This window comes from Nocardioides caldifontis (assembly GCF_008087345.1).
Taxonomy (GTDB): Bacteria; Actinomycetota; Actinomycetes; order Propionibacteriales; family Nocardioidaceae; genus Marmoricola_A; species Marmoricola_A caldifontis.
Map to the genome: position 1 here is coordinate 124042 of NZ_ML701735.1, position 18180 is coordinate 142221.

Genomic DNA, 18180 nt, shown 5'->3' on the forward strand with positions numbered 1-18180 from the left:
GGGGACGCCGGTCACACGCCGTTGCGGATCAGCACCGTCGCGCCGGTCGAGTCCTGCGAGAGCACCTGGACCGTCACCCGGCCGGAGGCGGAGGTGAAGGTGCGGCCGGGGAGCAGGGCCCGCTCGAGGTCGTAGCGGCCGCTCGGCGTCGCGTCGAGGAAGAGGCTGCCGGTGGAGCGGTAGCTCGTCGGGTCCTCGCGGTGCAGCTCCACCCCGAGGCGGTACGGCGCCTTGCGGGCGTCGATGCCGCGGGACGCGCGGTACTGCACGAAGTAGGCGACGCCGGACGGCTCGACCACCTTGGCGACCCGCAGGGACCGGGCCGCGCCGGAGAGCGGGGCGAGCCGGAGCTTCACCGTGGTCCCGGCCGGCACGGTCCGGATGGCGCTCGGGAGCAGCCCCATGTCCTCGACGTGAGGGCCGTTGAGCGCCCCGGTTCCCCGGGTGCCGCCGCTGGAGCTCATCACCTCGAGGTAGTCGTCGTAGTCGTAGACCCGGCAGCCGCTGTTGCCGAGCGACCCGCCCGCCGACACCGTGGTGTCCTGGCGCGAGCCGCAGAGCAGGCTGTTGGCGTGGCCCAGCCCCATGTTGTGGCCGAGCTCGTGGGCGTAGATGGCCGAGGAGTGCAGCGCGACGTACGAGACGCCGCCGGCGCTCACCGAGGAGCCGACCGAACCCATGCCGACGGCGCAACCCCGCCGCTCGGCGGTCCGCGGGACGACGACGAGCACGTGCTTGTTGGCCCCGGTGGCCGCGCCCCTGAACTTGCGGGCGGCTTCCTCCCAGAGCGCCCAGGCGTTGCCGCAGCGGTACTTCGAGGCGTACCGCTTCGTGGTCGCGGCGACCCGGAAGGTGATCCGGCCGCCGGTCTGGGACGACCAGTAGCTGCTCACCTTGCCGTTGACCATCGTGGTGACCGCCTTGGCGGACGGCATCGAGTCGCGGACGGAGGTGCCGACCGGGGCGGCGAAGGCGACGTACACCTTGTGGCGCACGGTCGAGGCGCGGGCGGTGCGGGAGCCGGAGGCGGCGCGCCGGACGTCGAGCACCTCGACCACGCGGTGGGCCCGGCCGGGGACGTCGGCGACCCGCACGGTCACCCGGGTGCCGGGCTCGAGCCCGCCGCCCTTGACCGGCACGACGGCGTCACCGTCGACGAGCGCGGTGCGGACGCCCGCGCGCCCCTCGGTCACGAAGCTGGTGACGACGCCGGAGAGGACGCTGGTGGCCGGCCCGGCGGCCGGCGTGCGCGGGCCCGGGTCGGCGGTGGCGGAGACGGTGGCCACGGCAGGGGCCAGCAGGGTGGGCAGCACTGCCGCCAGGGTGAGCAACCGCCGCACGACCAAGCTCCTCGACAACCGGGAGACCCCGGTTCCCCCCAGGGTCGTTCTCGCCCAGGTTACGCGCGGATCGTGCCAATTTGTCGGTTTTGGCCGAGGTCGTGTCAGTTCTGGTCGGCCTTGTCGGCGCCCCGCCGCCAGCGGATCCCGGCCTCGATGAAGTCGTCGATCTCGCCGTCGAGCACCGCCTGCGGGTTGCCGGACTCGTAGTTGGTCCGCAGGTCCTTGACCATCTGGTAGGGGTTCAGCACGTAGGAACGCATCTGGTCGCCCCAGCTCGCGGCGACGTCGCCCTTGAGCTCCTTGAGGTGCGCGGCCTCCTCGGCCTTCTTCAGCGCCAGCAGCTTGGCCTTGAGGATCACCATCGCCGAGGCCTTGTTCTGCAGCTGGGACTTCTCGTTCTGGCAGGAGACCACCAGGCCGGTCGGGAGGTGGGTCAGCCGGACCGCCGAGTCGGTGGTGTTGACCGACTGGCCGCCGGGGCCGCTGGAGCGGTAGACGTCGACCCGGACCTCCTCCTCCGGCACGTCGATCTCGTCGGTCTGCTCGAGCACCGGGACGACCTCGACCGCGGCGAACGAGGTCTGCCGACGGCCCTGGTTGTCGAAGGGGCTGATCCGGACCAGCCGGTGGGTGCCGGCCTCGACCGACAGGGTCCCGTAGGCGTACGGCGCGTGAACGGCGAACGTGGCCGACTTGATGCCGGCCTCCTCGGCGAAGGAGGTGTCGAAGACCTCGACGGGGTACTTGTTCCGCTCGGCCCAGCGGGTGTACATCCGCATCAGCATCTCGGCGAAGTCGGCGGCATCCACTCCCCCGGCTCCCGAGCGGATGGTCACGAGTGCCTCGCGGGCGTCGTACTCACCGCTGAGGAGGGTGCGGACCTCGAGCGCCTCGACGGCCTTGGCGATCCGGTCGAGCTCCTTCTCGGAGTCCGCGAGCGACTCGTCGTCGCCCTCCTCCCGGGCCATCTCGATGAGCATCTCGACGTCGTCGAGCCGCTGCTTGAGGTTGGCGTAGCGGTCGAGCTCGCCCTGGAGGGTCGAGAGCCGGCCGGTGACGCGCTGCGCGTTGGCCTGGTCGTCCCAGAGGTCCGGCGCGGCGACCTGCTCGCCGAGGTCGGCGATCTCGGCCCGCATGCGGTCGGGCTCCAGCACCTGCTCGATGGTGTGCATGGTCGCCTGGAGCGCCTTGATGCGGGTTTCGAAGTCGGGGCCTGCCACGTCGGGCAACGTTACCGTCAGGCTGGCTGCACCCTCGACGGGCTGCCGCTGCCCCGGATGTCGGTCACGACCGGACGCCCCGCCAGGTTGTCGAGGAGCGTCGCCGGCGCGTAGCCGTCGACCCCCCGCTCGTGGCGCTGCACCGCCGTCGAGGCGACCGACTCCCGCCCGGTGGGCACCCGCCCGATGACCCGCGGCGCGGGCTTGAGCAGCTTGTAGAACCAGGTCCGGGAGTCGTGGAGGGTGTCGGCGAGCGCCTCGTCGAGGTCGAGCGCGGGTGCGAGGTCGAAACCGAGCCCGCAGCGGCGGGCCCGGTCGACCATCCACTCCAGCGCCAGGTCGGCGAGGCCGGAGCGCGGGTAGCCGCCGCCGACGTCGGAGTGCACCCCTGCGAACCAGACCTGCTCGAGCTCCTGGCCCTTCGCTCGGCCCTCGGGGCTCTGGTTCCACAGAGCCGCCTTGAACGGGCCGCGCTGCTCGTCGATCGCGACGGCGTGGAAGGCGGAGTCGACCCGGCTGCTCAGGTCGAGGTCGTGGAACTCCCAGCGCCGGTTGATCAGGTTGAGGAACCGCAGCCCGTCGAGCGGCACGCCGAGGGCACCCACGGTGTCCCACACGCCGATGAACCGGATCCGGGTCTCGATCGAGTGCTCCGCGCGGAACCGGCGGGCCTCCTCGCTGTCCGGGTGCCGCTCGCGGTCCCGGTAGAGCTCGTAGGCCTCGCCGACGAGGTCGCGGTGCTCGCGGCGGAGGATCCCGGCGTTGCGGACCAGCCCGGCGGTGCTGCGGACGGTGAACGCGCCCCGGCTGAAGCCGAAGAAGAAGATCTCGTCGCCCTCCTCGAAGTGGTCGACGAGGAAGCGGTAGGCCTTCTGCACCTCGCGGGAGAGGCCGAAGCCGAAGGCGCCGCCGCGGAGCCGTTCGCCCCACTCGGTGCCGACACCGGCGGCGTAGTAGACCTCCTGCCGCACGCCGTCGGGCGCGACCTCGGCGATCCGCTGCGCCACCTTGCAGACGTTGGTCGGGCAGGGTTTGCCGTCCTTCTGCTGGTCGGCCTTGTTCCAGGTGCCGTCGCAGGCGATGACGAGCCGCTTCATCGTCTCGGTCCTCTCGTCAGGTGGGTGCGACGACAGGCTGGGGCGCCATCCACGCGGGGTTCGACGGTGCCGACACTGCTCATGGCTGCTCCCGAGGTGAGCTCCTCCCTCGACGGTAGGGATCGCCCGGGTCATGCCACAACGCCCGGACGGGCCATGCCGGGGTGCCCCGAACGGGCGTACAGTTCCGCGCCCTCAGTCGACGACGTCGACGTACGACGCGGCACGGCCGGTCACCGTGGCGCGGCCGTCCCACCCGGGAGGCACCAGCGGAAGGTCAAGTGCCGTCGACACCTCCACCTCCACGGAGTCGACGGTCGTGCGCACCCGGAACCCGAGCCGCTCGCCGCTCGCCGCTCGCAGGTACGCCGCCACGTGGCGGCGGGCGTCGGCGGGGTCGAGCCGGGCCCGCTCCCCCAGCCCGTCGGTGTAGACCTGCTCCCCCTCGACGGCCTGGGTGGCCGCCAGCGCCGCGCCGTCGGCCAGCGCGTCGAGCCGCTGCCGCTGCAGGTACGCCGCGGACGCGTCGACCACCACGACCACCAGCAGCAGCGCCACCACGAAGAAGCCGACGACGAGCAGCGAGGTCTGCCCGCGCTCGTCGCGCCCGGTCACCGGTCCTCCCGGAACTCGCCGTACACCACGGTGTGGTCGGCCTCGACCCGGAACGACGGCGCCTGGGCACCGAGCGCGTCCGGGGCCAGCGGCAGCCGCACCTGGTGGCGGAGCAGCACGGTGATCGCGCTGCCGGGTGCCAGGCAGTTGCCGGGCTGCGGTTCGCATCGGACCGTCATCGCGACGTCCGCGACGTCGACGTCCTGGTCCCGGAGCGCCACTGCGGCCGCGGCACGGGCACGAGCCGGTGCGGAACCCTCGTCCGGCGCCAGCGAGTAGGCACGCGCCGCTGCCCGGGCCGCTCCGCTCACGCCGTACGACGCCCGCTGCACCTCGAAGACGCCGAGAAGCACGTAGAGCAGCGGCACGAGCAGCAGCAGCGACAGCCAGGTCACCTCGACCAGCGCCGACCCGCGCTCGTCCCTCTCGGAGCCACTCACGGCAGGACCTCCTCCACCGCGTGGCCGGAGAGCTCGAGCCGCACCGCCGGACCCCACAGCCCCAGCGGCGGCACCTCCGCGCGGACGTCGACCCGCACGCCCGGGACGCCGTCGACGGTGACCTCGCGTGCCGAGACCTGCCGCGCGAACCGGCCGGCGAGCGCCTCCCGGACCTGCTGCCGGGTCCGGGCCGCACCCTCGGCCGGCCCGCGGTCCACCGTCGCGGCGTAGCGGGCGCCCTCGGACGCCGCTGCGGTCAGCGTGTTGCGGACGTGCAGAACGAGGCCGACCTGGAGCAGCCCCAGCAGCAGCGGGACCAGCACCACCAGGACGAGCACGAAGTCGACCACCGCGACGCCGTGCTCGCTGCGCCCACGCACGTCAGGCGACGGAGCTGAGAGCCTCGCGCAGCATCCGCTCGAGCTCCGGCCCGGCAACCGCCCAGAGCGCGGCCACGAGCCCCGCGGTCATGACGGTGATCATCACCCACCCCGGGACGTCGCCGCGCTCGTCGCGGACCCGCTCCCCGAATCGGCTCAGGAGAGCCAGCAGCACTGCGTTCATCGTTTCCCCTCTGTCCTCCGTCACGGAGTCACCAACCTCAGTCCGACCACCCCTGGCCAGAACGCGAACATCACTGTTGTAGGCAAGACAAAAAAGACGACCGGCACCATCATCGCGACCTCACGTCGGGCCCCTGTCTCGATGAGGGCGCGTCGGTGCGCCTCGCGCACGTCACCCGCCTGCGCGTGCAGGACGTCGGCGAGCGGGGTTCCGCGCTCGATCGCGACGGCGATGCCGCTCGCGAACCTGGCCACGGCCGGCACGCCTGTGCGGCGGGCATACCCGTCGAACGCCGTGGCCACCGGGGTGCCCGTGCGGACCGCGGCGAGCACCTCTTCCAGCTCGCGCGACAGTGCGCCGGCACTGCGGGCGACGACCCGCTCCAGAGCACCGACCGGCCCCTCACCCGCGGCGACGGAGAGGGCCAGCAGCTCCGCGACAGCCGGGAGCCCGGCGAGCACCTGCCGTTCGTGGGCACGTACCTGCGCGGTCAGCCGGTTCTCCCGGAGCAGCGCGCCGAGGACCGCGGCCACCACGACGAGCACCAGGAGGGGGAGCAGCCGGCCCGTGCTGTTCAGCGCCACCAGGACCGCACCCGCCGAGGCCACGCAGAACGCGACCACCGCCCAGGTGACCTGCTCCGCGCGAAACTCCGCGACGGTCATCGGCGATCCGGCCCGCTCGAGGCGGCGTCGTACCGACGCGGTGCCGCCGAGCACCCGGTCGAGCAGCACCGCAGCGCTCTGCACCCCGACCGTCGGGCGGACCGGTGCGACGTCGGGCACGTCGGTCAGGTGCCGGAGCACCCGGGCCTCGAAGTGCCCGCGCCGGACCGCCACGACCCGCATCGCCACCAACCACGCCCCGGCGCCGGCGAGCGCGCCGAGCAGCGCTCCCCAGCCACCGGTCGTCACGCCATCACCCGCCGTTCGACGGGAAGGCGGCCGATGCGGAGCATCAGCCGGTACGCCACGGCACACAGCACGGCACCGATCGCCAGGACGACCATCCCGGCACCGGAGGAGTACCTCGCGATCACCTCGCGCTGGAAGGACATCAGGAGCAGCACCAGCCAGGGCGCGGCGACCGCGAGTCGCGCTCCGTTGACCGCCCAGCTCTGGCGGGCCTCCAGCTCGGACCGGGTGCGGGCGTCGTCGCGCAGGTGGCCGGAGAGGTTGCGCAGCAGGCGTCCCAGGTCGCCACCGCCGACCTCGCGCGCCACCCTCAGCCCCTCGACCACGCGGTCACCCACCGGGTCGGCGAGCCGCTCCTTGAGCCGGTCGAGGCACTGGTCGAACCGGCCGGACCGCTGGTACTCGACCGCGAAGGTCCGGAAGGGCTCCCGCAGCGGCTCGGGACCGCGCTCGGCGAGCCCGCCGACCGCCTCGGGGAGCGACATCCCCGCACGCACGGCGCTGGCGAGGTTGTCCACCGCGTCGGGCCACACCTCGGCGAGCTCGCCGTGGCGGCGCCGGGCGCGCCCCGACACCAGTGACAAGGGTCCGTAGCCCGCCAGAGCTCCGAAGACCAGGGCGACGGGAGCCGCGCGGGACACCAGGAGCACCGCCACGAAGGCGAGCACGCCGCAGGCCGCGCAGACCGCGACCAGCTGGGCGACCGTCGTCGACGGCAACCCCGCGCCGTCGAGCAGCAGCCGCAGCCGGGATGGCCGCGGCGCGCGCTCCTTCGGCGGCGTGGTGACGGCGTTCCACACCAGCAGCAGCCCGAGTCCGACGCCGAGCCCGACGATCACCCCCACCGCGTCACTCCGACTCGTTCAGCAGCCGGGCGACGTCGATCCCGACGCGGTCGAACCGCTCGCGGCGCGGCGGGAGGCCACCGCCGCGGACGAGCGCACCGTCCTGGCGCACGAACACCGGCTCGGTCTCGATGGTGTCGCCCTCGGTCCGCCCCGGGACGGCGACGACCTCCTGCACGCGGCGGACGCCCTGGTGGTCGATCCCCAGCTGCACCACGAGGTCCACCGACGAGGCGACCGTGGGGACGACGAAGCGGGCGGAGATGTTCTCGCCGGCCAGCAGCGGCAGGGTGCAGAGCTTCACCAGCGCCTCGCGGGCGCTGTTCGCGTGGAGGGTCGCCATCGCCGGCAGCCCGGCGTTGAGGGCCAGGAGGAGGTCGAGAGCCTCCTCCGCGCGTACCTCTCCGACGATGAGCCGCGACGGGCGCATCCGCAGGCTCTCCTTGACGAGGTCGCGCAGCCGCACCTCACCGGTGCCCTCGAGCCCCTGCTGGCGGGTCTGGAGCGGCACCCAGTCGGGGTGCGGGAAGTCCAGCTCGAAGACCTCCTCGGCACTCACGACCCGCTGGCCGCCGGGGATCGACGCAGCGAGCGCATTCAGGGCGGTCGTCTTGCCGGCCTGGGTCCCGCCGGCGACGAGGATGTTGAGCCCGGCCACCACGGAGGCCTTGAGGAAGCGCGCTGCCGTCGGCGTCAGGCTGCCCAGGGCGACCAGGTCCTCGAGCCCGGTCGCCTTGACCACGAACTTGCGGATGTTCACCGCACTGAACCCGCGCGAGATCCCTTCCAGCACGACGTGGAGCCGGTGCCCGCCCGGGAGCATGGCGTCGACGAAGGGCTGGCTCAGGTCGATCCGGCGGCCGCTGGACTTCAGCATCCGCTCGACGAGCTCGGCGACCTCGTGCCGGGTGAGGATCACCGGCGTCAGCTCGTGGCGACCGTCACGGGCGACGAAGACCCGGGACGGGTCGTTGATCCACACCTCCTCGACCGTCGGGTCGTCGAGGTACGGCTGCAGCGCACCGAAGCCGGAGAGGTTCGCGACCAGCGAGTCGACGACCGACGTCACATCGGTCAGCGGGAGCACCGCACCGGTCAGGCTGCGCCGGTCGTGGTCGCGCACCACCTGCTCGGCAATCGACCGCAGCAGCTCACGGTCCTGCTGCGGGTCGATGCCGTCGCGGCGCACCTGTGCGCGCAGCGCCGCGTCGAGCACGTCCAGGACGTCACCGTCCGGCGTGCTGTGCGTCAAGCTCATGTCCCCCGTGCCCCCCGTTCACGACCACCGACGAGAAGCACCGGTGGCCGCCGGCAAGTGTGAGCGGTTTTACCTTCGATTGCACCTCGGCGAGGGAGCGCTGGGGAGAAGCGCCCCGGTCTAGGCCACGAGGGGCCCACCTGTTGCCGGGTGAAGCCTCAACAGACCACGGTTGATGTCAACGGAGGCACCTGCGTTTCCGTGGGACCGGCTACCACCACCCCACCCACCCCTCCCGGCCGGTCCCCGGGCACCCGAAGCCGCACGTCCTAGGGGCGGCTGCGGGTGCCCGACAGGGGCGGTCCGGGGAATTGGAAGGCGCCCCGCCTCGAGCGTCGGGGGTTGGCTCGAGGCGAGGCGCGAAACGAAACACTACCCATCCGTAGGGGCGCTGCAAACACAGACGCGCGTGTCGTGGGCGACGTCACATGCCGCAGCCGCCGACGGGCGGAAAACGCGGCCGGAGCCGGCTCTGACGAGCCGGCTCCGGTCTTGTCCCCGTCCGGATGCCTCACCGGAGGATGCGGGCCTTCCTCACGAGAGGCAGGCGCTCCCAGTAGGCGCCGAGCCCGAGGTAGCGACCCGCGCCCAACAGGGCCAGGAGCACCAGGACCGCACCGTAGATGAGGTGGTCATCCATGAACGGGTTGTTCTCCGGAGGCAGGACGGCGGTCCACATCAGGACCAGCATCAGTGCGCCGGAGAAGGCCGCGATGTTCATCGCGACGCCGAGGATCAGGGCGATGCCGATGCCGGCGAGCCCGATCATGAACAACCAGTCGGCCCAACCCTGGCCGGCGAGGTCGTTGTAGAGGTCCGCGAACGGGCCGCTCGGCGCGTTCGCCAGGAACCCCTCCGTGGGGCTTCCGCCGTTGACCCACGCGGCTTCGCCCGGCGTCTCGTGGCCGAGCCCGAAGGTCTTGTCGAGGAAGGCCCAGAGGAAGACCCACCCGAGGGCGAGCCGGGTCAGCCCTGCGGCGACCGCGACCGCCATCGGGTGACGGCGGGTGCTGGCCTCGTCGATGGTGAACTCGTTCCGGACGATGTCGGAGAAGGCCCGGTGCGTTTCCCTCTGCTGGTTGGTGGTGGTGGCCATGACGGTCCTCCGAGGTGGTGTGCTTCCCGGCGTCGTGGAGGGCCCTGTGTCCTCCGCCGGGGCACGTTCTTGCACTACTGACGATCCTCGTCAGGACCCCAGCCCCGTATGGTCTTTGGACCTCAGCCGGGTGTCCGCATGACACCTGCGGAGGTCAGCCGCCGCCCATCAGCTCGGCGAAGACGTCCCCCAGCTCGTCGACCCGCTCCAGCACCTCGTCGTACGTCAGCTGCTGCAGCTCGCCGGGCTCCTCGGCGCCCTCCTCGACCTCCTCCCAGGTGAGCGGCGCGGCGACGTACGGCCGCTCCTTGCCGCGCAGGGAGTAGGGGCAGATCGTCGTCTTGGAGCCGGTGTTCTGCGACCAGTCGAGGAAGACCTTGCCGGACCGCTTCGCCTTGGTCATCTGGGAGATGACGAGCTTCTCCTCCTTCTCCAGCGCCTCGGCGATCTGCTTCGCGGCGTCGCGGACCTGGTCGGCGGTGAGGGTGCCCGGCATCGGCGCGTAGAGGTGCAGCCCCTTGCTGCCGCTGAGCACGGGTGCCGCCGACAGCCCCAGTGCGGAGAGCCGGTCACGGACCAGCAGCGCCACCTGCGCGCACTCCTGCAGCCCCGCGGGGTGGCCGGGGTCGAGGTCGATGACCATCCGGTCCGGGTTGAGCGGCTGCCCCTCGTCGTCGACCTTCCACTGGTGCACGTGGAGCTCGATCGAGGCGAGGTTCGCCAGGTAGGTCAGGTCGGCGAGCGACTCGACGACCGGGAACAGCAGGTGGTCGCCGTACCGGGACTCGCCGCGCGACCCCGTCGTCGGCACCCGCGCGGTGCGCAGCCACGACGGCGCGCCCTGCGGGGCGTTCTTCTCGAAGAACGACTTGTCGTGGGTGCCGTGCGGCCAGCGGATCCGGGTCACCGCGCGGTCCGCGAGGTGCGGCAGCAGCACCGGCGCCACCTGGGCGTAGTAGTGCAGCACCTCCCCCTTCGTGGTGCCGGTCTCCGGGTAGAGCACCTTGTCGAGGTTGCTCACCGTGAGCTTGCGCCCGTCGACCTCGACACGCACCTCCGCAGACGCCTCAGCCATCCTCGCCGCCTCCCAGGTCGATCAGGTCGTCGGGCGCCAGGTCGCTCCGCGTCCCGAGGTACGACGGTTGCCGCAGCCGTCCTTGCGGGGTGTAGCCGAGCGACGCGATCTCGACGACCACCTCCGGCTCGACCCACACCGTCCCGAGGGCGTCCTCGCGGGGCACCTCGGTGGCGAACGGCGACGAGCCCCGGTGCGACGGCTCCAGGAGCTCCTTGAGCCGGCTCGACGCCTTGCCCATCACCCCGCTGCCGACCCGGCCGCGGTAGACGAGCCCCTCGGGGGTCGGCTCCCCCACCAGCAGCGCCCCGACCCGCGTCGCCGAACCGGTCTCCCACCGCCAGCCGCCGACCACGTAGGAGCCCGACGGCCGGTGCGGGAACTTCAGCCACTCCTCGGTGCGCTGGCCGGGCCGGTAGACCGATCCGCGCTTCTTGCTCACCACGCCCTCGAGCCCCTGTGCCTTGGTCGCCTCGGCGAGCACCCGGCCGTCGTCGTACACCGGCGGCACCTGCAGGTGGCGGTTCTGCAGCCCTAGGGACTCCAGCGCCTCCCGCCGCTGCTCCAGCGGCAGCGTCGTGATGTCGAGCCCGTCGAGGGAGAGCAGGTCGAAGACGAGCAGCGTCACCGGGTTGCGCGCCGCCACCTGCTCCGCACGGCGCTTGTTGCGGACGTGCATCCGGTCGGCGAGCGCGCCGAAGACCGGACGGCCGTCGAGGAAGGCGACGATCTCGCCGTCGAGCACGAAGTCACGCCCGCCGCAGCACTCGGTGAGCCCGGCGAGCTCGGGAAACGAGACGGTGACGTCGTTCTCGTTGCGCGACAGCAGCCGCAGCCGCCCGCCCTCCAGGACGGCGAGCACGCGCATGCCGTCCCACTTGACCTCGTGGAGCCACTCGGGCCCCGTCGGGATCGAGGTGCCGCGCGTGGCGAGCATCGGACGCATGCGCACCATCCTCCCCGATCGCTACCGTGGGTCTCAGGTGCCGCCCGGTGGGGTAGGTACCGGCTGCCGAGAACGAGGAGGACCGGTGCGCGCGATCTGGAAAGGTGCGGTGTCGTTCGGGCTGGTCAGCGTGCCCGTGAAGCTGTACTCCGCGACCGAGAGCCACGACATCTCCTTCCGCCAGGTGCACGCGAAGGACGGCGGGCGGATCAAGTACCAGCGGGTCTGCTCGATCGACGGCGAGGAGGTCCCCTACGCCGAGATCGCGAAGGGCTACGAGACCGACGACGGCGAGATGGTGGTCCTCGACGACGACGACCTCGCCGAGCTGCCCTCGAACAGCAGCCGCGAGATCTCGGTGGAGAAGTTCGTCCCCCGCGAGCAGATCGACCCGATGCTGCTCGAGAAGTCCTACTACCTCGAGCCGGAGAAGAGCGGGCTGAAGCCCTACGCGCTGCTCCGCGACGCGCTCCGGGAGAGCGACCGGGTGGCGGTGGTCACCGTCGCGATCCGCAACCGCACCGCCCCGGCGATGCTGCGGGTCAAGGACGACGTGCTCGTCATGCAGACGATGATGTGGCCCGACGAGATCCGCACCCCCGACTTCGGCTCGCTCAAGGACGTCGAGAAGCCGAAGCCGCAGGAGCTCGAGATGGCCCGGCTGCTCCTCGACACCCTCGCCGGCGACTACGACCCCGACGAGCTCGAGGACGACTACGCCGACGCGGTCCAGGCGCTCGTCCAGGCCAAGCTCGAGGGCGGCGAGGTCAAGCGGACCAAGGAGGAGGCGCCCTCGGCCGGCGAGGTCGTCGACCTGCTCGCCGCGCTGCAGAAGTCGGTGGCCGCCGCGAAGAGCGCCCGCGGCGAGGACGAGGACGAGGAAGAGGACGAGGCTCCGAAGAGGTCCACCAAGAAGTCCACCGCCAAGAAGAGCGCGTCGAAGAAGTCGTCGAGCAAGAAGAGCGACGACAAGAAGTCGACGAAGAAGACCGCGGCGAAGAAGAGCAGCACCAAGAAGACGGCCGCCAAGAAGTCGGCCTAGCCGCTCACCCCAGCGGCGGCCACGCGTCGGCCCACGGGCGGACCGACTCGACCTGCGCCGACAGCGCGAAGAGCGTCGCCTCGTCGCCGCGCCCCGCCACGAGCTGCACCGCCAGCGGCAGCCCGTCGTCACCGGTGCCTGCGGGGACCGAGGCGGCCGGGTGGCCGGTGGTGTTCCAGAGCCCGGTGTAGGCGATCATCGGCTGCGCGCGCCACGACGCGGTGACCACGTTGGCGCCCTCGAGCCGGCCGACCCGCGGCGGCCGGTGTGCGATGGTAGGCGTCAGCAGCACGTCGCAGCCGGTGAAGACCCGCTCGTCGACCAGGGCCGCCAGCTTCTCGCCGCGCCGCATCGCCGCCGCGACCACCCGGGGGCGCACCCAGGCACCCAGGGCGACCGTCTGCTTCGTGGTCCGCTCGAGGTCGGCCGGGACCTCGACGGAGGCCGCCGAGCTGCGGATGCCGTGGAAGAACTGCGGGACGAAGGCCGTGGTCGCGTCGGGGTAGCGCGGGTCGATCTCGCGCACCTCGTGGCCGAGCCCCTCGAGCAGCGCGGCGGTCTCCTCGACCGCGCGCACGTGCTCCGGCGCCGGCTTGATCCCGGGGACGGTCGAGCGCACCGCCCACCCGACGCGGAGCTTGCGCTGCGACTCCGCGGTCGTCAACCGCGCCGACTCCAGGAACGGCACCGGCGGGTCGGCCAGCGGGAACGGGTCGCCGTCGACGTTGCCGCGGAGCACGTCGTAGACCAGCGCGGAGTCGACCACCGAGCGGGTCAGCGGCCCGGTGGTGCCGAGCGCGCCCCACAGGTTCGTCGAGGGGTACGCCGAGACCCGGCCCCGGGTCGGCTTGAGCCCGAACAACCCGCAGCAGGCGGACGGGATCCGGATCGACCCGCCGCCGTCGCCGCCGAGCCCCACGGGGACGATCCCTGCCGCGACCGCGGCCGCCGTGCCGCCCGACGAGCCGCCCGGGGTGTGGCCCGGGGCCCACGGGTTCCGGGTGGTGCCGAACCGCGCCGACTCGGTGAACGGCCACGCCCCGAACTCCGGCATCGTGGTCTTGCCCACGATCACCGCGCCGGCCTCGCGCAGCCGCCGCGTCACCTCGGAGTCGCGGAGGGCGGGGGTCCGGTTCGCGTCCCCGCCGTACGAGGTGACGGTGCCGGCGACGTCGTACTCGTCTTTGATGGCGATCGGGACACCGTGCAGCGGCCCCAGCTCCTTGCCGCGCGACTGCCAGGCGTCCCGGGCCGCGGCCTCGACGCGCGCCTCGTCGGCGAGCACCTGCGTGAACGCGTTGAGCAGCGGCTCGTGGCGCTCGAGCCGGGCGAGGGACGCCTCGACGAGGTCGACCGCGGTCACCTCTCCGGCGGCGACGGCGCGGGCCTGGGCCTCGGCGACGGCGGACAGCAGCTGCTCGGGATCGCTCACGCGGGGAACCGTAGCGGCTCAGCCGTTCGCGCGGCGGAACAGCACGACCGCCAGCGCGCCGACGACGGCGCCGAACCCGAGGACGTATCCGGCCTGCGGCAGCATCGCAGTAAGCCCCTGCCCGCGGCGGGCGAGGACGTCGAGCATCCCCTCGTTGAGGTGGCGCAGCGGCATCACCCACGAGACCGTCTGGAGCCACTGCGGCGCGCCGTCGAGGACGAAGAACGATCCGCTGAGGAACGCCATCGGGAGCACGACGAAGTTCGCGGTGTTGACCGCCCCCTCGGCGGTCTTGGAGACCGCGCCCGCGAGGAGCCCGATGGCCATGAACGACAGCGTGCCGGCGACCAGCAGGGGCACCGCGAGGTACCAGCTCCCCTCGAGGCGCAGCCCGAAGCCGAGCATCGCGACGGCCAGGAAGATCGTGAGCTGCACCAGCGCCGTCAGGACGGTCACGACCACCCGCGCGGAGACGACCGCGGAGGCCGGAGCCGGGGCGAGCTGGATCCGGTGCAGCAGCCGGGTCTGCCGCCACCCCTGCAGGGTCGCGGCGGCGCCGATCGCGGCGCTCATCGCGACGGCCCACCCGAGCAGCCCGGGCGTGAAGTACTGGATCACCTCGAGCGAGTCGTCCTCGACCGACTCGGCCCGGAAGGAGAACCGGGGCGGCTCGCCGGTCGCGGCGAGGTTGGCGCTGTTCACGAACGCCGACAGCGTGCCCTGCACCATCGCGGCGCGGACCTGGTCGGTCTCGGTGTAGTGGGCGACCATCGTGGAGCCGTCCATCTCCACGGCCACGTCGGCGTCGCCCTCGCGCACCTCGTCCAGCGCGGCGGCGCGGTCGTCCTCACGGGTGACGTTGAAGGACTGCTCGAAGGCGCCCCGGGCACCCTCGTCGAGGTCGTCGAGCACCGCGACGTCGCCGACCTGCAGCAGGGTCATCCTCGAGCTCGTCGTGGAGTCGAACAGGGTGCCGAAGAGCACGAGGAACATCAGCGGGAAGACGACCGAGAAGAACACCGCGGAGCGGTCGCGCCAGAACCCCTTGACCAGCGCGACGCCCACGCCGCGGAACGACGAGCCCCAGGTGCTCATGCGCGGTACTCCCGGCCGGTCAGCTGGAGGAAGACGTCCTCGAGGTTCGCGCCCCGCACCTGCAGCCCCTCCAGCGCGTCCAGCTCGGCGAGCCGGGTGAGCACCGCGGAGGGCGTGCGCGTGGTCAGAGTGAGGCCGGACTCCGGGTCGTCCGCGGCGGTCTCGACCCCCGGCAGCGCCCGGGCGGCGACGACGTCGACGCGGCCCGGCGCCAGGTGCACCCGCACGGGCGCGTCGAGGTCGCGCACGAGGTTCGCCGGCCGGTCGTCGACGAGGACCCGGCCGTGGTCCATGATCGCCACCCGGTCGCAGAGCGACTCGGCCTCGTCCATGTGGTGCGTCGTGAGCACCACCGTGCGGCCCTCGTCGTTGAGCGAGCGGAGCAGGTCCCACAGGTTGCGCCGGGCCTGCGGGTCGAGCGCCGCGGTGGGCTCGTCGAGGAAGACCAGCTCCGGCTCGTGGACCAGCGCGCAGGCGATCGCCAGCCGCTGCGCCTGTCCGCCGGACAGGTCCTGGGTGAGGGTGCGCGCCTTGCCGTCGAGCCCGACGCGCTCCAGCCAGCGGTCGGCGGGGCCGTGGCCCAGGCCGTAGAGGGCGGCGAACGTGCGCAGCTGCTCGCGGGCGGTGAGCCGGTCGAAGAACGCCGCGGCCTGGAACTGGACGCCGATCCGCCGCATCAGCGCCGGCTCGCGGCCCCACGGGGCGGAGCCGAGCAGCTCGACCGTGCCGCCGTCGGGGCGGCGCAGCCCCTCGACGATCTCCAGCGTCGTGGTCTTGCCGGCGCCATTGGGGCCGAGGATCCCGTAGAACTCCCCCGTCCGGACCTCCAGCGACACACCGTCGACCGCGACCGTGCGCCCGTAGCTCTTCCGCAGCTCGACGGTGCGGATCGCGACGTCGCCGGCGGCCATCATCGCGGCTGGTCGGCCCGCACCACCAGCAGCAGCGTCGCGTCGTCGTCGCTGCCCGAGGGGCGGGCGTGGTCGAGGAGGGCGTGCAGCGCGGAGGCCGGATCCGCTTCCGTGCGGACCACCACACCGACGTGGCCCGCGAACGCCTGGAGGCTGGCGTCGAGCGCCTGGTCGCGCCGCTCGAACATCCCGTCGGAGGCCATCAGCAGCGCGTCGCCGGGCGCGAGCTGCGCCATCACCGAGGTGCGCTGCGGGTCCTGCAGCAGCAGCCCGGTGCCCAGCGGCGGCCCGGGGTCGACCGGGAGCAGCTCGTAGCCGGCACCGGCCCGGGTGACGACCGGGGCCGGGTGGCCCGCCGAGGCGACGGTGACGCTCCCGCTGGCCGGGTCGAGCCGGGCGACGGCCGCCGTCACCATCTCGTCCGGCGTGAGCAGAGCGACCAGCCGGTCGAGCCGGGTGAGCACGACCGCCGGGTCGGAGTCCTCGACGGCGTAGGCACGCAGCGCGTTGCGCATCTGGGCCATCGCACCGGCCGCAGCGAGCCCGTGGCCGGCGATGTCGCCGAGGACCAGGAGCACGTCGCCGTCGGGCAGCAGGAGCGCGTCGTACCAGTCGCCGCCGACGCCGGCGGACGCCGGGCGGTAGTCGGCCGCGAGCTCCCAGCCGGGGACCGCGGGGAGCCGCTCGGGCAACAGGCTGCGCTGCAGCGCCTCCGCGACGGTCGCCATCGCCCGGTTCCGCTCGTAGAGCAGGTGCACGAGGTGGGTGCGCAGCGTCGCGGCCGCCTCCAGCTCGCCCTTTTCCCAGGGCGCCGAGCGCTGCTGGACGGTCTCGCGCCACAGCGCGAACGAGCCGCGCGGGCTGAGCCGGGCGACGCCGTCGGCGTCGGTGCGGAGCTCCTTGAGGTGCGGGTTGCCACCCCAGTCGACGGTGTGCACGACCTCGGGGCGCAGGAACATCACGTCCTGGCCGTCGGCGACCTGGATCATCAGCAACCCGGCCGCGGTGTCGGAGTACGCCGCGAGCGTCGGCTCCTCCTCACCGAGGTGGTCGGTCGCCACCAGCCCGTCGTCGGTCGACCGGCTGCGGCCCCAGGCCCGGAGCCGCTCGAGCACCGGCTCGTCCGGCACGTCGCCGTAGGCGTGCGTGGCGCCGTCGAGGACCCAGGACATGCCGCCGGCCCCGACCATCGCGAGCAGCGCCTCTGCGTGGCGCTCCAGGGCGGCGCTGAGCTGCTCGCTGGTGTCCCGGGTGCCGGTGGTCACCGTGGCGAGCGCCCGCTGGATCTGCGCCGACCGGGCCATCCGCTCGTCGCGCTCCCGCTCGGCGAGCATCATCGAGAGCGTCTGCGCGAGGAACTCGCAGGTCGCCCGCACCAGGGGGCTCGGGACGTAGGGGCCGGCGTACTGGTGGCAGGCGATCAGCCCGGCCAGCTCGCCGTCGATGATCAGCGAGACCGACATCGACGCCCGGACCCCCATGTTGCGGAGGTACTGGCAGTGGATCGGCGAGACGCTGCGCAGCACGGAGAGCGAGAGGTCGAGCGGCTCGCCGAGCTCCGGGTCGACCATCGGCACCAGCGGCGAGTTGACCGCGTCGACGTCGCGGATGAACCGCAGCCAGTTCACCGCGTAGAGCGCCCGTGCCTGCGGCGGGATGTCGCCGGCCGGGTAGTGCAGCCCGCGGAACGCCTCGAGGTCGTCGCGCTTCGCCTCGGCGACCACCTCGCCGTTCCAGTCGCGGTCGAAGCGGTAGACCATCACCCGGTCGAAGCCCGTCAGCGCCCGGACGTGCTGCACCCCGGCCTCGAGGAGCTCCTCGATCGACCGGGTCGCCCCGAGCTCGGCGGTCAGCGTCCGGACCTCGTGGAGCGTCGCGACGAGCGGGCTCTCGGTCAGCTGCGGCTCGAGCTCGACGATCCAGCGGCTGCCGCTGCGGTGCACCACCGCGTCCAGCTCGTCGTCGCGGGCCAGCGACCGCACCCGGAGCGGGGTGCCGGTGGTGGCCACCCGGCCGGCGAGCATCACCGACGTCAGCGTCTCGAGGTCCGCCTGCCCGAAGAGCTGGTCGAGCGTGGAGCCGAGGAGCTCGTCCGGGCCGGTGCCGAACACCATCGCGCAGTTGTCGCTGACCTGGAGCACCGGGCCCGACGGGTCGGCCACCGTCAGCAGCACCCCGTGGGGTTGCACGCTGCCGGGGATGTGGATCGGCTCCCGCTCGCAGTTCTCCAGGTCGACAGGCGTCCCGGCGGGCAGCATCGATGTCACCGGCCGCACTCTAGACGGTG

General features: G+C 72.8%; 18 protein-coding genes. 1 reads left to right on the forward strand and 17 read right to left on the reverse strand.

Annotated elements, in window-relative coordinates; all coding sequences use genetic code 11:
* Positions 1 to 11 precede the first annotated feature (11 nt).
* The 13 genes from FIP57_RS00640 to ligD (FIP57_RS00695) all read right to left on the reverse strand — a co-directional run bounded on the left by FIP57_RS00640 (position 12) and on the right by ligD (FIP57_RS00695) (position 11413).
* Positions 12 to 1340 carry a zinc-dependent metalloprotease family protein gene (locus tag FIP57_RS00640; RefSeq protein WP_148570901.1) on the reverse strand — a complete coding sequence of 443 codons (1329 nt, stop codon included), beginning with the start codon at positions 1338 to 1340 and terminating at the stop codon, positions 12 to 14.
* 104 nt (positions 1341 to 1444) lie between these two features.
* Positions 1445 to 2563 (reverse strand): peptide chain release factor 2, encoded by a 1119-nt coding sequence (gene prfB, locus FIP57_RS00645; RefSeq protein ID WP_148570904.1) that lies wholly within the window; start codon positions 2561 to 2563, stop codon positions 1445 to 1447.
* Positions 2564 to 2580: 17 nt separating this feature from the next.
* Positions 2581 to 3660 (reverse strand): DUF2235 domain-containing protein, encoded by a 1080-nt coding sequence (locus tag FIP57_RS00650; RefSeq protein WP_148570907.1) that lies wholly within the window; start codon positions 3658 to 3660, stop codon positions 2581 to 2583.
* 195 nt (positions 3661 to 3855) lie between these two features.
* On the reverse strand, positions 3856 to 4275 hold the full coding sequence (locus tag FIP57_RS00655) for a pilus assembly protein TadG-related protein (protein WP_203230970.1): 420 nt from the start codon (positions 4273 to 4275) through the stop codon (positions 3856 to 3858).
* The gene (locus FIP57_RS23495; protein WP_203230971.1) at positions 4272 to 4715 is read right to left on the reverse strand and encodes a hypothetical protein; all 444 of its coding nucleotides are present in this window, start codon (positions 4713 to 4715) and stop codon (positions 4272 to 4274) included. Before FIP57_RS23495 ends, FIP57_RS00655 begins: the two co-directional genes overlap by 4 nt.
* Entirely contained in the window at positions 4712 to 5095 is a 384-nt protein-coding gene (locus tag FIP57_RS00660; protein ID WP_148570910.1) for a TadE/TadG family type IV pilus assembly protein, read from the reverse strand. The genes FIP57_RS23495 and FIP57_RS00660 overlap by 4 nt, the downstream gene beginning before the upstream one ends.
* Before the next feature lies 1 nt (position 5096).
* A complete protein-coding gene (locus tag FIP57_RS00665; RefSeq protein ID WP_148570913.1) occupies positions 5097 to 5279 on the reverse strand; it encodes a hypothetical protein in 183 nt (60 codons plus the stop codon).
* Between the two features lie 20 nt (positions 5280 to 5299).
* Entirely contained in the window at positions 5300 to 6193 is an 894-nt protein-coding gene (locus tag FIP57_RS00670) for a type II secretion system F family protein (RefSeq protein ID WP_238993189.1), read from the reverse strand.
* On the reverse strand, positions 6190 to 7038 hold the full coding sequence (locus tag FIP57_RS00675; protein ID WP_148570916.1) for a type II secretion system F family protein: 849 nt from the start codon (positions 7036 to 7038) through the stop codon (positions 6190 to 6192). Before FIP57_RS00675 ends, FIP57_RS00670 begins: the two co-directional genes overlap by 4 nt.
* Positions 7039 to 7042: 4 nt before the next feature.
* The gene (locus FIP57_RS00680) at positions 7043 to 8296 is read right to left on the reverse strand and encodes a TadA family conjugal transfer-associated ATPase (protein ID WP_148570918.1); all 1254 of its coding nucleotides are present in this window, start codon (positions 8294 to 8296) and stop codon (positions 7043 to 7045) included.
* A 511-nt stretch (positions 8297 to 8807) separates the two neighbouring features.
* Complete coding sequence (locus tag FIP57_RS00685) at positions 8808 to 9392, reverse strand: DoxX family membrane protein (RefSeq protein ID WP_148570920.1); 585 nt, start codon at positions 9390 to 9392, stop codon at positions 8808 to 8810.
* Positions 9393 to 9546: 154 nt separating this feature from the next.
* On the reverse strand, positions 9547 to 10467 hold the full coding sequence (gene ligD / locus FIP57_RS00690; protein WP_148570922.1) for a non-homologous end-joining DNA ligase: 921 nt from the start codon (positions 10465 to 10467) through the stop codon (positions 9547 to 9549).
* On the reverse strand, positions 10460 to 11413 hold the full coding sequence (gene ligD, locus FIP57_RS00695; protein WP_148570924.1) for a non-homologous end-joining DNA ligase: 954 nt from the start codon (positions 11411 to 11413) through the stop codon (positions 10460 to 10462). The genes ligD (FIP57_RS00690) and ligD (FIP57_RS00695) overlap by 8 nt, the downstream gene beginning before the upstream one ends.
* A gap of 85 nt (positions 11414 to 11498) precedes the next feature.
* On the opposite strand from ligD (FIP57_RS00695), the gene ku reads away from it, so the two are divergent.
* Positions 11499 to 12455, forward strand: a complete 957-nt coding sequence (ku, locus tag FIP57_RS00700) for a non-homologous end joining protein Ku (protein ID WP_148570926.1) — start codon at positions 11499 to 11501, stop codon at positions 12453 to 12455.
* A gap of 4 nt (positions 12456 to 12459) precedes the next feature.
* Here ku and FIP57_RS00705 read toward each other — a convergent pair whose 3' ends face one another.
* From FIP57_RS00705 to FIP57_RS00720, 4 genes are read right to left on the reverse strand one after another with little or no spacing between them, the layout of a single operon-like run.
* The gene (locus FIP57_RS00705; RefSeq protein WP_148570928.1) at positions 12460 to 13887 is read right to left on the reverse strand and encodes an amidase; all 1428 of its coding nucleotides are present in this window, start codon (positions 13885 to 13887) and stop codon (positions 12460 to 12462) included.
* Between the two features lie 18 nt (positions 13888 to 13905).
* Positions 13906 to 14982 carry an ABC transporter permease gene (locus FIP57_RS00710; RefSeq protein WP_148570930.1) on the reverse strand — a complete coding sequence of 359 codons (1077 nt, stop codon included), beginning with the start codon at positions 14980 to 14982 and terminating at the stop codon, positions 13906 to 13908.
* Positions 14979 to 15893: an ABC transporter ATP-binding protein gene (locus FIP57_RS00715; protein ID WP_203230972.1), complete on the reverse strand. Its 915-nt coding sequence runs from the start codon at positions 15891 to 15893 to the stop codon at positions 14979 to 14981. Before FIP57_RS00715 ends, FIP57_RS00710 begins: the two co-directional genes overlap by 4 nt.
* Positions 15893 to 18151: a SpoIIE family protein phosphatase gene (locus tag FIP57_RS00720; RefSeq protein ID WP_238993232.1), complete on the reverse strand. Its 2259-nt coding sequence runs from the start codon at positions 18149 to 18151 to the stop codon at positions 15893 to 15895. The genes FIP57_RS00715 and FIP57_RS00720 overlap by 1 nt, the downstream gene beginning before the upstream one ends.
* Between the last annotated feature and the right edge of the window lie 29 nt (positions 18152 to 18180).

Coding starts and splice junctions, on each gene's coding strand:
- FIP57_RS00720 (WP_238993232.1), bottom strand. CDS start 18,151: ATGCTGCCCGCCGGGACGCCTGTCGACCTGGAGAACTGCGAGCGGGAG.
- FIP57_RS00650 (WP_148570907.1), bottom strand. CDS start 3,660: ATGAAGCGGCTCGTCATCGCCTGCGACGGCACCTGGAACAAGGCCGAC.
- ligD (WP_148570922.1), bottom strand. CDS start 10,467: ATGGCTGAGGCGTCTGCGGAGGTGCGTGTCGAGGTCGACGGGCGCAAG.
- FIP57_RS00715 (WP_203230972.1), bottom strand. CDS start 15,893: ATGGCCGCCGGCGACGTCGCGATCCGCACCGTCGAGCTGCGGAAGAGC.
- FIP57_RS00710 (WP_148570930.1), bottom strand. CDS start 14,982: ATGAGCACCTGGGGCTCGTCGTTCCGCGGCGTGGGCGTCGCGCTGGTC.
- FIP57_RS00680 (WP_148570918.1), bottom strand. CDS start 8,296: ATGAGCTTGACGCACAGCACGCCGGACGGTGACGTCCTGGACGTGCTC.
- FIP57_RS00665 (WP_148570913.1), bottom strand. CDS start 5,279: ATGAACGCAGTGCTGCTGGCTCTCCTGAGCCGATTCGGGGAGCGGGTC.
- FIP57_RS00685 (WP_148570920.1), bottom strand. CDS start 9,392: ATGGCCACCACCACCAACCAGCAGAGGGAAACGCACCGGGCCTTCTCC.
- ligD (WP_148570924.1), bottom strand. CDS start 11,413: ATGCGTCCGATGCTCGCCACGCGCGGCACCTCGATCCCGACGGGGCCC.